The organism is Litorivivens sp. (assembly GCF_041624475.1).
In the GTDB taxonomy this organism is placed as follows: domain Bacteria; phylum Pseudomonadota; class Gammaproteobacteria; order Pseudomonadales; family Spongiibacteraceae; genus Litorivivens.
In genome coordinates, this window is the sequence record NZ_JBFJUX010000002.1 from 103,485 (window position 1) to 117,189 (window position 13,705).

Below are 13,705 nucleotides of genomic sequence, written 5' to 3' on the forward strand. Positions count from 1 at the left end.
TTAAACATCGCGACCTTTCCGCCCGATCGGTATAATGGCGTGCCATTTTTCAAGCTGTAGAGAGTTATGCAAGTACAACAGACCATCGAGCAAAAACTGGCTCAGGCACTGTCTCCCAGCCATCTGGAGGTGGTCAATGAGAGCCATATGCACTCGGTGCCGCCCAATTCCGAAACCCACTTCAAGGTGGTTGCGGTGGCCGATCAGTTCAGCGGCATGCGCAAGGTCGCCCGTCATCAGGCGGTTTACGGCGTGCTGCAGGAAGAACTGGCCGGCCCGGTACACGCTCTGGCTCTGCATACCTATTCGCCGGAAGAGTGGCAGGCAAGAGCGGAGCAGTCGCCGGATTCACCGGACTGTCTGGGTGGCAGCAAGCGTGAGGGCGGTTCGCAGTGAGTGAGAAGATTGTCGTTGCGGCGCTGTATCGCTTTGTAACGCTGGACGATTTCGAAGCCCTGCGCGAACCTCTGCTGGCGGTGTGTCAGGAGCAGGGAGTAAAGGGTACGCTGCTGCTGGCCCACGAGGGTATCAATGGCACCATCGCCGGCAGTCGTGCGGGGATTGATGCCGTGATTGCCTGGTTGCGTGCGGATGAGCGCCTTGCCGATTTGTCCTGGAAAGAGTCCTACGACGAAGCCCAGCCCTTCTACCGAATGAAGGTCAAGCTCAAGAAAGAAATCGTGACCATGGGCGTCAGCGATGTCGACCCGAACGAGGTAGTGGGTACCTATGTTAAGCCTACAGACTGGAATGCGCTGATTTCAGACCCGGACGTTCTGCTGATCGATACCCGAAACGATTATGAGGTCGAGATAGGCACCTTCAAGGGCGCGGTGGACCCCCACACCAAAACCTTTCGGGAGTTTCCCGACTACGTAAAGCAGAACGTGGACCCCGCCAGGCACAAGAAAGTGGCCATGTTCTGCACCGGCGGCATTCGCTGCGAAAAAGCCTCCTCGTATATGAAACAGCAGGGTTTTGAAGAGGTTTACCACCTGGAAGGCGGTATCCTGAAATACCTTGAGGAAGTCCCACAGGAGCAGAGTCTGTGGCAGGGTGAGTGCTTTGTGTTCGACAACCGGGTGACGGTAAAACACGACCTGACGGCAGGCAGCTTCGATCAGTGCCACGGCTGTCGCCGACCGATTAGCGATGAAGACAAACAAAGCGAATTCTATGAAAAAGGGGTTGCCTGTCCACACTGCTTTGACGAGCTGACCGAGGACCAGAAAGCGCGTTTCCGCGAACGCCAGAAGCAGGTTGAGCTGGCCCGGCAGCGTCGCGAGGCTCATATCGGTGCGCCGCCGCCGGCAAGACAACTGCGTAATTCGAGAGAAACCGGCTGAAACGGCTTTTTGACTCCATTTGCTGACTTTTTACGGTTGTTTCGGTTAACCAGTATATTCAGATATCTCAGGCCGACTATACTTTTATGTCACGCATCTGGCAGGAGCTGGACGACATTGACGTTGTCACATAGCAAATGGAAGCGCATTAAACGGTGTCTTTGGTCGGCTTTGGTGCTTTTTCTGCTGGCCCAGGGGCCCTTTGTTTATGCCAGCGAGCCCGTGCAGCTCTGGATACAATCGATTTTTGGCTCCCGCCAAACACACACCCATTTCAAGCCTTTCTTTGACGAAGCTTTTTCCAGCACAGGCCGAAGCTACAAGACCTTTTACAGTAATGATTTTAATGCGCTGCGTCAGCGCTGCCAGCATCAAGACTACGACGTGATCATGGGCAGCTATAGCGCGGCCATGCAGCGTATCGAGCAGGAGTGTGGTTATCTTAGGGTGGCCTATACGGTTCAGCCGATTCATCTGTACACCCGCGCCGGGCAGTCCTTGGCTGATATTCGCCGGGTTGGCATTGTGCCGGGTATCAGGGCGGCTGATGTGGAGTTCCAGTCTGTTATTCCCGGCGGAGCAATCACAGCGCCATTTCGCAATCACATTGCCGCAACGCTGGCCTTGTTGGAAGGCGAAATTGATGCGCTATCCAGTGCTCCGGTAGCTATCCAGCGGCTCTCACCAAAGTTGAAAGACCGGCTTGTGATCGCCCATACCTTTAAAGATTCGGGGCAGGGTGTAGCTCTGTTGTCACCGCGATTTTTGGCGTCAGGTGACGGCGAAGCCTTTCGGAAGTTTGTACTGAGTAACGGTGAGACCAGTCGCCGAATCTATGTGGACGGGATGGGGATCAGTCTTTGGCACGCACCGTGACGCATGGGATGATCCTAATTCAAGTCCACCGCAAAGGACTTCAAAACGCCAAGTGGTATGGTGTCCAGCGCCTTTAAGTGGGTGCGTCGCAGGAAAACGCGGGGTGCCATCTCCTGTTGGTAGGCCTCCAGCCAGCGGGCGGCGCACAGGCACCAGCGGTCGCCGGGCTGCAGACCGGGGAAGCCGAATTCCGGGTGGGGGGTGGACAGGTCATTGCCGCGAAACCGCGAATACTCCAGAAAGTCCTGAGTGACTTCTACGCACACCGTATGCGAGCCAATATCATCGTCGCGCGTATTGCAGCAGCCGTCGCGAAAGAATCCGGTCAATGGGTCTTCACTGCAGGGCAGCAGGGTTTCGCCAAATACGTTGAGGGATTCATCCATATCCATTAGTGGTCTGCCTCTTGGTAAGCGCTAATCACGCTGTTTTTTCAGTTCGTGCAATGCCATCGACGTAGTTTTGTCGCACTGCAGTCGCGGCCTGTTTGCTTCGAGTTCCGGCAGTGCGTCTGCGGCTTCAAAGCTGTCGAAGTAGCGCTCGGCCAGATGCTGATATTGTTCCGTGCCGTGGGTTTTCCAGTTGACCTCTTTGTCTGACAGTTCGCGGATGATGCGTGCCGGCACGCCGGAGACCAGCGTGCGTGGCGGTATGACGAAACCCGCTTTGACAAAGGCATTGCCGCCGACAAAGGATTCCTCTCCGACAATGACATCATCCATGACCGTGGCGTTGATGCCCACCAGTGCATTGCGTTTGACGGTGCAGCCGTGCAGCACCGCGCCGTGGCCGATGTGTCCGTAGCTTTCCACGATAACTTTTTTATCGGGGAAGGAGTGCAACATACAATGATCCTGCACATTGGCGCCATCGTGTACTTCGACAATCCCAAAGTCACCGCGTAAACAGGCAAAGGGCCCGATAAAACAGTTGGCGCCGACGCGGACATCGCCAATCAGTACTGCGTCCGGATGTACAAAACTGCTCGGGTGAACTACCGGAATAACGCCCTCCAGGGCATAGACTTTGGCCATGGGAACTCCGTTTTAATCGGGCAGGGCGAAAGCAATCAGCGCATCGCCGGGTTCAGACCAGCCGTGGCCACCGGCTGCCACCACCAGATATTGGCGACCGCCAATACTGTAGGTCATGGGAGTGGCGTTGGCGGTAAAGGGCAGGCGTTGTCGCCAGACTTCGTCGCCGGTGTGTTGATCAAAGGCGCGGAGGTAACGGTCGGTTGTCGCGCCGATAAAAACCAGCCCGCCAGCGGTGGCCAGGGAGCCGCCCGCATTGGGTACCCCGGTATTGAACCAGAACGGAAAAGGCGCCAGATCGCGGGTGGTGCCTAAAGGCACCTGCCATTTTATGTCACCGGTTTTGAGGTCGACGGCGGTAAAACTGCCCCAGGGTTTCGGCACACAGGGCGTTCCCCAGTTCGATACCAGCGGCGTGCGCAGTGCGCCGTAAGCGGTGCCTTTCATCGGAAAGTATTCCAGGGGGTACACGCCGTCCCGGGGCTCGGCATCGTATTCGTCGCGCGGAATAAGTTTGACCACGGTGGCAAAATGCATCTGGTTGACGAACATCAGGCCGGCTTCAGGATTTATCGCGACACTACCCCAGTTGATGCCGCCGATATTGGCCGGGTAGAGCACTGAGCCTTCCAGTGAGGGCGGGGTAAAGATGCCCTCGGAGCGATACTGGCGGATCAGCTTCTGGCAGGCGCGCTTGCCAAAGCCAAACAGTCCCTCAACATTGTCTTCATCCAAAACGCCGGTGAAGTGCAGTGGCTTGGGGTGGGTTGTAAAGGGTTGGGTAGGAGAGAGTTTTTCGCCGGGCACACCGTTTTGCGGTACCGGCTTTTCTTCTACCGGGTACAGCGGTTTACCGGTTTCCCTATCCAGCAGAAAAACCATGCCGGTTTTTGTGCCCTGAGCAATGGCCGGGCGTCCCTGTCCGACGCCGGGTATCTGAAACAGGGTAGGCTGGGCAGCCACGTCAAAATCCCAGACATCGTGATGGACTGTCTGAAAGTGCCAGCGATAGCTGCCGGTACTGGCGTCCAATGCAACCACGGATGAGCCGTATTCATCGATACCGTCGCGTTCACCGCCGTAGAGGTCTGGGGAGGGGTTGCCGGTAGGCACCAGCACCAGGTTTAACTTGCGGTCCACGGACATAGGCGCCCAGACGTTCGGAGAACCCTGATGGTAGCGGGTGTTGCCGTTTTCATCCCGGTGACGGGCTTTGTAATCTTCGCTAACGGGGTCCCATGCCCAGGCCAGTTTGCCGCTGCGGATGTCAAACGCTCTGACGACGCCTGATGGAGCGTCCGTGCGCAGGTTGTCGACCACCAGCGCCCCGATCACGGCTTTGTCATCCACAATGACCGGCGGTGAGGTGGGGTAGTACTCCCAGCTGTCGTGTTCGGAGAGTTGTTCGCGCAGGGCGACTCGACCGCTGTCGCCAAAGTCCTGACAGGGCAGGCCGGTATCGGCATCCAGTGCGATCAATTCGGCGTCGCGTGTGCCGTAGACGATGCGTTTGCTGCAGCTACCCTGACTTGAGCCTTCCCAGTAACTGACGCCCCGGCAAAGAGCCGGATAATATCCGCCCGAGGTGTTTTTGATTTGTGGGTCAAACACCCAGCGCTCTTCTCCGGTCTGCGGATCGAGGGCGAATACCCGGCCAAAAGGCGTGCAATAGTAGAGCGCATTATTGACGGCGATAGGTGTGACCTGAAGGCTGGTAAAGGACCATTCGCCTTCACCCGTACTGACATCGCCGGAATCATGCCGCCAGGCAATCTCCAGCTCTTTAACTGTGTCGACGTTGATTTCGCTGAGTGGACTGAAGCGATCAGTGCCGCTGCCCCCATAGGCGGGCCAGTCGGTATCCGCGACGTCGGGCAGGGGTTCGGGGTTATTGTTGGCCCAGCAGCCGCTGAGCAGAACATAAATCAGCGCAAGGCAGGCAAGTGATGCCGGTGAACGTGGTTTTTTCATGGCGCCTCCGTAAGCTGGAGGGCAGCATAGCAATTGCGGCGGGGCGATTGAATCACCCATTTGGCGAGCTATACAGTTAATGCCACTGATTTTTAACGGAAACTCAGTGATAATGGAGCGACATTTAATTCCAAGAGTGAAATTGAAGGCTTTATGCGCAGAACCAAGATAGTTGCCACCGTGGGCCCGGCGTCAGACAGCCCTGAGATTCTTCAGGCACTGATTCGCGCGGGCGTTAATGTATTCCGGCTGAACTTTTCCCACGGCCAGGCCGATGAACAGCGCCAGCGCGCTTACCTGATTCGTGATCTGGCGGCGCAGGCAGGGCAACACGTTGCCCTGCTGGGTGATTTACAGGGCCCAAAAATTCGCTTGCGGAAATTGCCCGGCGACAGCATTGAACTGAAAAAAGGGCAGACCTTGATTCTCGACACCGCCATGGCAGACGGCGATGGCGATGCCAGCCACGTAGGTGTCGATTACGAGCCTCTGACAAGTAGTGTCACTGCAGGCGACACCCTGCTGTTGGATGATGGCCGGTTTCGGTTGATTGTGGAGTCGGTTGACGGCTCTCAAGTTCATACGCGATCGGAGAGTGCCGGTAACCTGAAGTCGCGCAAGGGCATCAACAAACTCGGCGGTGGTCTGTCGGCACCGGCGCTGACTACCAAGGATCTGGAAGACGTTAAAGTGGCGGCAGAGCTGGCACTGGATTACGTAGCCATCTCTTTTCCCAGCAGTGCGGCGGATATTGAGTACGCCCGCAGTGAGTTGAACAAGGCTGGCTGTATTGCCGAAGTGATCGGCAAGGTAGAGCGCGCCGAGGCGGTGGCCGACCACGCCACGCTTGATGCGATTATCGAAGCCTGTGACGGCATTATGGTTGCGCGAGGGGATCTGGGCGTTGAGATTGGTGATGCCAACCTGATTGCCTACCAGAAACATATGATCAAGCGTGCCCGGCAGTTAAACCGTGTGGTCATCACTGCCACACAAATGATGGAATCGATGATCTCCAACCCCATGCCGACCCGCGCGGAAGTGTTTGATGTGGCCAATGCGGTGCTTGATGGCACCGATGCGGTCATGCTGTCGGCGGAAACGGCGGCGGGAGAGTATCCGGTCGAGACGGTTGAAGCCATGGCCAGCACCTGTGTGGGGGCGGAGCAGTCGCCGACCATTCGCCGGTCGGGCCACCGGATGGACCGCGAATTTACCAGCGCTGAAGAAGCGGTTGCGATGGGTGCGATGTATTCAGCCAACCACCTGCAAGGGGTGAAAGCCCTGATTGCACTGACCGAGTCCGGGCGGACTCCCTTGTTGATGTCGCGCATCAGTTCGGGGCTGCCGATCTTTTCCGTGAGCAGTCACCAGACCACCTGCAACCGGGTTTGTCTCTACCGCGGTGTCAGCCCGGTCTACCTGGATACGTCAAAGTTTAGTAAAGATGAATTGATCGAGGGCGTGGTTGCTCATCTGCGGGACAAGGGGCTGGTTAACAGTGGAGATACGGTGTTGTTCACTCATGGCGACAACGTCGGGGTGGGCGGGTGCACCAACACACTGAAGATTCTAACTGTTTGAGAGGTAGGCGTCGGACGCCGCTAAGCGGCGAGAAGCTGAGAGCTTTTAACGTCCGACGTCAGACATCCGACTACATAGTTGCCATCGCCAACACTACCTACCCATCCGCATTCGCTGCATCCAGAAACGCGGGCTTTTCACCGCCACCGTGCACAGTTACGGTGGTGCCGCTGATATAAGCGGACATTTCGCCCCCCAAAAACAGGCAGGCATCACCAATATCTTCCGGTACCGCCATTCGGCCCAGAGGAATGGTGGCGCCAACGGCCTCAATGCCTGCTTCATCGCCATAGTGCAGGTGAGACTGCTCGGTTCTGATCAGGCCGCCGATGATCGCGTTTATGCGAACTTTCGGTGCCCATTCCACCGCCAGCGAGGTGCACAGGTTCACCAGCCCGGCTTTTGCCGCACCGTAAGCAGCTGTGCCCGGAGAGGGGCGGACTGCTGATACGCTGGCGATATTGATAATGCTGCCGCCGCTATCCTGTTGCTGCATCACCGCGTTGACACACTGGCCAAAATTGAGCGGCGCCAACAGGTTCAGCCTGATAATGGATTCGGAAAAGCGGGGCGAGGCGGTAGCCGCATCGGCATAGGGTGCGCCGCCGGCGTTGTTGACCAGCACATCGATACGGCCATGCTCTTCGGCTACCTGATTAACGAAAGCCTGGATTTGCTCGAAGTCTTTGACGTCACAGGGAAGAAACTGGGCGCTGCGACCACCGGCGCTGGGCAGAGTCTCGGGTTCGGAGCGACCGCAGATCACCACATGCGCGCCGCAGCTTAGAAAGCGCTCTGAAATTCCCTTGCCAACGCCCTTGCCGCCACCGGTTACGATGACCACTTTGCCGCTATAGTCGAGTCGATTATCCATACAAGCCCCTTGAATGGTGGATCTATCTGCTGCTGATAATTATACGGGAGCCGCGTCGCAATACCTGCGATCCGAGAGCCGCATGCTGCCCAGCTGTCATAAAAGCCCGCAAGACTAACGGCCGCCCGAAGCGATTGTATCGTCCAAACGGGGCATATTGGCTGGCGAAAGGGGTCATTACCCTCCTGATGCCTGATTTGGCTAAATTTCTCGTCACTTTGAGTGCTGGATGGGCGTCGAGCCTTTTGAGAGAATGCAGCGCGGCTTTGGCCACGACAAGAATTCTGACATGACACAGGAAGAAAGTAATGAGCGATTCAAAACCGGTACTGGCAATTCTGGGTGGCACGGGTGACTTGGGGACGGGACTGGCGCGACGTTGGGCCGAGGCCGGTTATCGGGTCATTATTGGTTCGCGAACCCAGGACAAGGCCGAAGCTGCAGTTGCCGACCTGCAAAAGGTAATGGCCGAGCGCGGTGTGGCGCAGGTTGCGGTTGAGGCTATGGAGAATCTGGCGGCCGCCGAGGCAGCTGACATCGTTGCCATGACGGTTCCCTTTGCCCACCACAGCAGCACACTGGAGCTCGTCAAGCCGGCATTGAAAGGCAAGATTCTGATCGACGTTACGGTACCCCTGGTGCCGCCCAAGGTTGCACGGGTGCAACTGCCCGAGCAGGGCAGTGCTGGTCAGATCGCCCAGCAACTTCTGGGTGAAGATACCCAGGTTGTTTCCGCGTTCCAGAATGTGGCAGCGCATCACCTGCAGGAAGGCAAGGGTCTGGATTGCGATGTGCTGGTGTGCGGTGACAAGAAAGATGCCCGCGCTCAGGTCATAGAGCTGGTCGAAGCCGCCGGCATGCGCGGTTTTCACGCAGGCAGTATCGCCAACGCTGCAGCTGTGGAGGCTATGACCTCGGTACTGATCTTCGTCAACAAGCAGTACCAGTGCCACGCGGGTATTAAGCTGACCGGCCTCGCTGAGTGAGCAGCTCGCTTTCACTGACGGTCTTGCCGGACTTCCCCTTGGTGGAGCCCGGCGATGACCTTGCGGAGTTGATTGTTCGCTGTTGCGAGCAGGCCGACATGAGTTTGCAGGATGGCGATGTACTGGCGCTCGCGCAGAAAATTGTGTCCAAGGCCGAGAATCGCTACGCCTATTTTAATGACGTCGAGCCCTCTGAAGCTGCTCTGAAGCTGGCAAGTGAAACCGCCAAGGATCCTCGTCAGGTTGAATTGATCCTGCGCGAATCCAACGAAGTGGTTCGCCAGCGACCCGGTGCGATCATCGTCGAACACCGGGAAGGCTATGTACACGCGAATGCCGGTATTGATGCCTCAAATATTCACTCTGACCCTGACAATCCGCGGGTGCTATTGTTGCCCAAGGATTCCAACGCCTCGTCGAGGGCCTTGCGCAATGCGCTGCGTGAGCGCTTGGGCGTAAATCTGAATATCCTGATTAATGACAGTGCCGGGCGCGCCTGGCGCAATGGCACCTGCGGTTTTGCCCTCGGCAGTGCGGGTTTTGAGGCGCTGGTCAGCCGCATTGGCGATGCGGATTTATATGGCCGCCCGCTGGAAATCACCCAGATTGGCGTGGCAGACGAGTTGGCGGCTGCAGCCTCATTTTTGATGGGGCAGGCTGATGAGGGGGCCCCGGTGGTGTTGATTCGCGGTGCCGAGTTACGCCCCTCAGAGCAGGGCTGCGAAACCCTGATCCGTCCCAGATCCGAAGATATGTTCCGCTGATATGACGGACTTCGATGGCAAAGTAGTGGCACTGACCGGTGGCGTAGGTGGTGCCAAACTGGCGCGGGGGCTGGTCGAATGCCTTGCACCGGAGCAATTGCTGATTGTTGCCAATACCGGTGATGACTTCTCCCATCTAGGCCTCTCCATCAGTCCGGATCTGGATTCGGTGATGTACGCGCTGGCTGATCTCAACGACCCTGAGCGGGGTTGGGGGCTTGCAGGTGAAAGCTGGCAAGCGATGGATGCGCTGAAGCAGCTGGGCGGCGCCGACTGGTTTCGGCTGGGCGATCGCGACCTGGCAACCCATCTGCAGCGCAGTGTTCGTTTGCGCGAAGGCGCGCCCCTGTCGCAGGTTACCAAAGAATTGTGTGCGGCCCTTGGCTTGCGCCACGCCTTGGTGCCGATGACCGATGATCGCGTCAGTACCATGGTGTCGACAGCGCAGGGCGAGCTGGCCTTTCAGGAATATTTCGTGCGTGAGCAGTGCGCTCCGGCGGTAAGCGGGTTTCGCTTTGAGGGCATTGAGTCTGCCAAGCCCCTGCCGCAACTGATGGAATGGCTGGCGGCCCCGGATTTGAGTGCCGTTGTCATCTGCCCATCCAACCCGTTCGTGTCGGTTGATCCGATCCTGAGTTTGCCGGGTGTGCGCGAGGCCTTGCAGAGCAGTAGCGCCCCGGTGGTCGCGGTATCGCCCATTGTCGGCGGTATGGCAATCAAGGGACCAGCGGCGAAGATGATGCAGGAGCTGAATATGCCGGCGACGGCGGAGGCCATTGCGCAGTGGTATGGCAAGCTCCTGGATGGCCTGCTGATCGATAGTGTGGACTGCGAACTTGCCGACTCCATTGCTGTGGCAACCCGCGTACTGCCGACCCTTATGAGCGATCTGGACAGTAAAGTACAACTGGCCCGTGAAGCTCTCGACTTTGCCCGACAGCTTGATTAGTGTGATTCACCATGTGGGTATTTATTCCGTTAAAAGATTTTGTTCAGGCCAAGCAGCGCCTGTCAGGCTTTCTCAGTCCCTCTGAACGCCGGTGCCTGTTTCAGGCCATGGTCGAAGATGTGCTGGATGGGCTGACGAAGGTCGAATCGCTGGAGCGGATCATTCTGCTGTCCGATGATCCGGCGGCAGGGCTGTTGGCTGAGCACTACCAGATTGACTGCTGGAGCGAACGTGCGCTGGCGCCGCCGGGGCTGAATTCCGTGATTAATGCAGCGATGCAGTCGGTGGTCGGCCAGGTTTCCTCGGCCATGGTGGTGCATGGCGATCTACCACTGGCAACGGTGGACGAGTGGAATCAGGTGCTGGATCTACACCGTCAGGCTGATGCGGCGCGGATAACCCTGGTGACCGATCGGCATTGCGATGGCTCGAATGTGATCATCGCAAGCCCGCCGGGCTGCCTGACCTTTGATTATGGCCGGGAGTCCTGTCATCGCCACCGCATTCAGGCGCTCGACAAGGGCATTCCGCTGGAAATACTGGAGCGTCAGGGGTTGAGCCGGGATATCGACGACGGTGACGATCTGGCGGAGCTGCTGGGTCGAGACTGGGGCAGCAGGGCGCCCAAAACGCTGAATTACCTGCGTGAAAATGGACTTGATCAACGAATCAAAGCACTGACCGCTGGCGAAGCGAACAGCGCTTTCATTAAAACGGATGTGGTAAGAGATTCATGAGCGAGTGGCAAAGCATTGCGGCTAAAGCACGCTGTCATAACCGTTTGACTGACGGAGAGGTACTTGCGCTCGCCGATATGGGCGGAGAAAACGATGCCGAATTGCTGTCTCTTGCGGGCTCACTGCGCGACAGCGGTTTTCGCAATGTGGTCACCTATTCTCGCAAGGTCTTTATTCCCTTAACCCATCTCTGCCGTGATGTTTGCCACTACTGCACCTTTGCCAAAACACCCAAGCGTATCGATTCGCCCTACATGTCGGTGGAGCAGGTACTGGATTCCGTGCGCGAAGCGGAGAAGATGGGCTGCAAGGAGGCGTTGCTGACACTGGGTGAAAAGCCTGAGCTGCGCTACAAGGCTGCCCGCGAGGCACTGGCCCAAATGGGTTTTGCGACCACTCTGGAATACGTCACCCACGTAGCCAAACGCATTCTGGAAGAAACCAGCTTGCTGCCCCACATCAATGCCGGTTGTATGACAGCCGACGAGATCGCCATGTTGCGCCCGGTATCGGCATCCATGGGTATCATGCTGGAATCGGCCGCAGAACGCCTCAGCGAAAAGGGTATGCCACACTACGGCTCGCCGGACAAAGAGCCGGCCGTGCGTCTGGAGACCATGCGTCTGGCGGGTGAGGCGAGGGTTCCCTTCACCTCCGGTATTCTCATCGGTATTGGTGAAACCCGGCGCGAGCGCCTTGAGTCCCTGTTGGCGCTGCGTGAACTGCACGAGGAGTTTGGTCATCTGCAGGAAATTATCGTTCAGAATTTCCGCGCCAAACCCGATACCAAAATGGCTGCAGCCCCCGAGCCGGATCTGAATGAGCTGTTGTGGACAATTGCCGTCTGCCGCCTGGTCTTCGGGCCGGAGATGAGCATTCAGGCGCCGCCGAATCTGAGTCCTGGCGTGCTTGAGAAAATCGTTGCGGCGGGCATTAACGACTGGGGTGGTGTATCCCCGCTGACGCCGGATTTCGTCAACCCGGAAGCGCCCTGGCCTCATCTGGAAGAGCTGGCGCGAGAAACCGCAATTGCAGGGAAGCACCTGCAGGAGCGACTGACGATTTATCCCGCCTACGCCATCGATTTCAACCAGTGGTTGGATTCCGCTATGCACGAGCGCGTGCTGGACATCATCGACACGGAAGGCTTTCCGCGCACCGATAGCTGGCTGACCGGACAGCACGCAGAGCTTCCGCAGGATGATGTTCGCTGGCTGGGCGAGACAGTCAGGGATATGGATGTGTCGGCTGATATTCGCGATATTCTGAACCGCGCAAGCACCGGAGAAGCGCTCTCTGAATCCGAGGTGGTGCGCCTGTTTCAAAGCCGGGGGCCGGACTTTGCGGCGGTCACGAAGGCGGCCAATACCCTGCGAGAAAAGCTTTGCGGCGACAGCGTCAGTTATGTGGTTAACCGCAATATCAACTACACGAATATCTGCTATTTCAAATGTCAGTTCTGCGCTTTTTCCAAAGGTAAGCTGAGCGAAAACCTGCGCGGCAGACCCTACGATTTGAGCCCCGAAGAAATTGCCCGTCGCTGTACTGAGGCTTGGTCGCGAGGTGCGACCGAGGTGTGTATGCAGGGCGGCATTCACCCGGAATATACCGGCCAGACCTATCTGGATATTTTGGCTACGGTGCGCAGCGCCACGCCGGATATGCATATTCATGCGTTTTCTCCCCTGGAAGTGTGGCAGGGAGCGGCGACTCTGGGGCAGGGTATTGAACCTTTCCTGCAGCAACTGAAAGAGGCGGGCTTGAATACCTTGCCCGGCACCGCCGCGGAAATTCTGGACGACGAAGTCCGTGCCCAAATCTGCCCTGACAAGATCAATACCCAGCAGTGGCTTGAGGTCATGGAAACAGCGCACCGCATTGGCCTGCGCACGACGGCGACCATCATGTTCGGTCATGTCGACCGCTTGGAGCACTGGGCTCGCCATCTGTTGCGGGTGCGCGATCTGCAGGCGCGGAGCGGCGGGTTTACCGAGTTTGTTCCCTTGCCCTTTGTCGCCTCTGAGGCGCCGGTTTATCTCAAAGGCAAGGCGCGTAAGGGGCCGACCTTCCGGGAGTCAGTGCTGATGCATGCCGTTGCCCGGCTGGTGTTGAACGGTCTGATAAATAATATTCAGGCCTCGTGGGTGAAGCTGGGCCACAACGGCGTCGAAGCCTGCCTGAATGCAGGTGTCAACGATGTGGGCGGTACCCTGATGAACGAAACCATCACCCGGGCGGCCGGTGCGACTCACGGTCAGGAAACCTCACCGCAGCAAATGGATGCCCTCATACGCGCCATGCAGCGCCAGCCGCGACAACGCACCACGCTGTATGAACCGGTCCCTGAAGAGCGCGAGCACACCGCCCGGGCGGCGGGGGCACTGCTGGATGTAATCAATACCCCTGCGCAGAAGTACGAGCGCTCCGGGGGGCGTAAAAATCTCGCCAAGAACGCCGCTGACGATCTGATTGCATCGGCCTGAAACTCACCAGTTTGGGCTAGGCGCGAAGGGCCGCAGTCGGCGTAGACTTTTCGGTGTTGCTTGCAACCTGGATTCAAGTTCGCTGAATTATAATGGAGCCC

General features: G+C 57.7%; 13 protein-coding genes. 9 read left to right on the plus strand and 4 right to left on the minus strand.

The window, feature by feature from the left end:
* The first annotated feature begins 66 nt into the window (after positions 1-66).
* The 3 genes from ABY734_RS03145 to ABY734_RS03155 all read left to right on the plus strand — a co-directional run bounded on the left by ABY734_RS03145 (position 67) and on the right by ABY734_RS03155 (position 2,222).
* Positions 67-396, plus strand: coding sequence for a BolA family protein (locus ABY734_RS03145; protein ID WP_372777521.1), 330 nt, complete (start codon positions 67-69; stop codon positions 394-396).
* A complete protein-coding gene (locus ABY734_RS03150; RefSeq protein WP_372777522.1) occupies positions 393-1,346 on the plus strand; it encodes a rhodanese-related sulfurtransferase in 954 nt (317 codons plus the stop codon). Before ABY734_RS03145 ends, ABY734_RS03150 begins: the two co-directional genes overlap by 4 nt.
* Positions 1,347-1,520: 174 nt before the next feature.
* Positions 1,521-2,222 (plus strand): hypothetical protein, encoded by a 702-nt coding sequence (locus ABY734_RS03155; protein ID WP_372777523.1) that lies wholly within the window; start codon positions 1,521-1,523, stop codon positions 2,220-2,222.
* 14 nt (positions 2,223-2,236) lie between these two features.
* Here ABY734_RS03155 and ABY734_RS03160 read toward each other — a convergent pair whose 3' ends face one another.
* From ABY734_RS03160 to ABY734_RS03170, 3 genes are read right to left on the minus strand one after another with little or no spacing between them, the layout of a single operon-like run.
* Complete coding sequence (locus tag ABY734_RS03160) at positions 2,237-2,614, minus strand: DUF2237 family protein (protein WP_372777524.1); 378 nt, start codon at positions 2,612-2,614, stop codon at positions 2,237-2,239.
* A gap of 24 nt (positions 2,615-2,638) precedes the next feature.
* A complete protein-coding gene (locus ABY734_RS03165; RefSeq protein WP_372777525.1) occupies positions 2,639-3,256 on the minus strand; it encodes a transferase hexapeptide repeat family protein in 618 nt (205 codons plus the stop codon).
* A 12-nt stretch (positions 3,257-3,268) separates the two neighbouring features.
* Positions 3,269-5,227 carry a pyrroloquinoline quinone-dependent dehydrogenase gene (locus ABY734_RS03170; protein WP_372777526.1) on the minus strand — a complete coding sequence of 653 codons (1,959 nt, stop codon included), beginning with the start codon at positions 5,225-5,227 and terminating at the stop codon, positions 3,269-3,271.
* Positions 5,228-5,380: 153 nt separating this feature from the next.
* Here ABY734_RS03170 and pyk point away from each other — a divergent pair, with 153 nt between their 5' ends.
* Positions 5,381-6,811: a pyruvate kinase gene (gene pyk, locus ABY734_RS03175; RefSeq protein ID WP_372777527.1), complete on the plus strand. Its 1,431-nt coding sequence runs from the start codon at positions 5,381-5,383 to the stop codon at positions 6,809-6,811.
* A 97-nt stretch (positions 6,812-6,908) separates the two neighbouring features.
* On the opposite strand, the gene ABY734_RS03180 is transcribed toward pyk, so the two are convergent.
* Positions 6,909-7,685, minus strand: coding sequence for an SDR family oxidoreductase (locus ABY734_RS03180; RefSeq protein ID WP_372777528.1), 777 nt, complete (start codon positions 7,683-7,685; stop codon positions 6,909-6,911).
* A 308-nt stretch (positions 7,686-7,993) separates the two neighbouring features.
* On the opposite strand from ABY734_RS03180, the gene npdG reads away from it, so the two are divergent.
* The 5 genes from npdG to cofH are packed head-to-tail and all read left to right on the plus strand — an operon-like array spanning position 7,994 to position 13,604.
* Complete coding sequence (gene npdG, locus ABY734_RS03185) at positions 7,994-8,671, plus strand: NADPH-dependent F420 reductase (protein ID WP_372777529.1); 678 nt, start codon at positions 7,994-7,996, stop codon at positions 8,669-8,671.
* Complete coding sequence (cofE, locus tag ABY734_RS03190; protein WP_372777530.1) at positions 8,668-9,435, plus strand: coenzyme F420-0:L-glutamate ligase; 768 nt, start codon at positions 8,668-8,670, stop codon at positions 9,433-9,435. The genes npdG and cofE overlap by 4 nt, the downstream gene beginning before the upstream one ends.
* Before the next feature lies 1 nt (position 9,436).
* On the plus strand, positions 9,437-10,384 hold the full coding sequence (gene cofD, locus ABY734_RS03195) for a 2-phospho-L-lactate transferase (RefSeq protein ID WP_372777531.1): 948 nt from the start codon (positions 9,437-9,439) through the stop codon (positions 10,382-10,384).
* Between the two features lie 11 nt (positions 10,385-10,395).
* A complete protein-coding gene (cofC, locus tag ABY734_RS03200; RefSeq protein ID WP_372777532.1) occupies positions 10,396-11,121 on the plus strand; it encodes a 2-phospho-L-lactate guanylyltransferase in 726 nt (241 codons plus the stop codon).
* Positions 11,118-13,604, plus strand: coding sequence for a 5-amino-6-(D-ribitylamino)uracil--L-tyrosine 4-hydroxyphenyl transferase CofH (gene cofH / locus ABY734_RS03205; protein WP_372777533.1), 2,487 nt, complete (start codon positions 11,118-11,120; stop codon positions 13,602-13,604). The genes cofC and cofH overlap by 4 nt, the downstream gene beginning before the upstream one ends.
* Positions 13,605-13,705 lie beyond the last annotated feature (101 nt).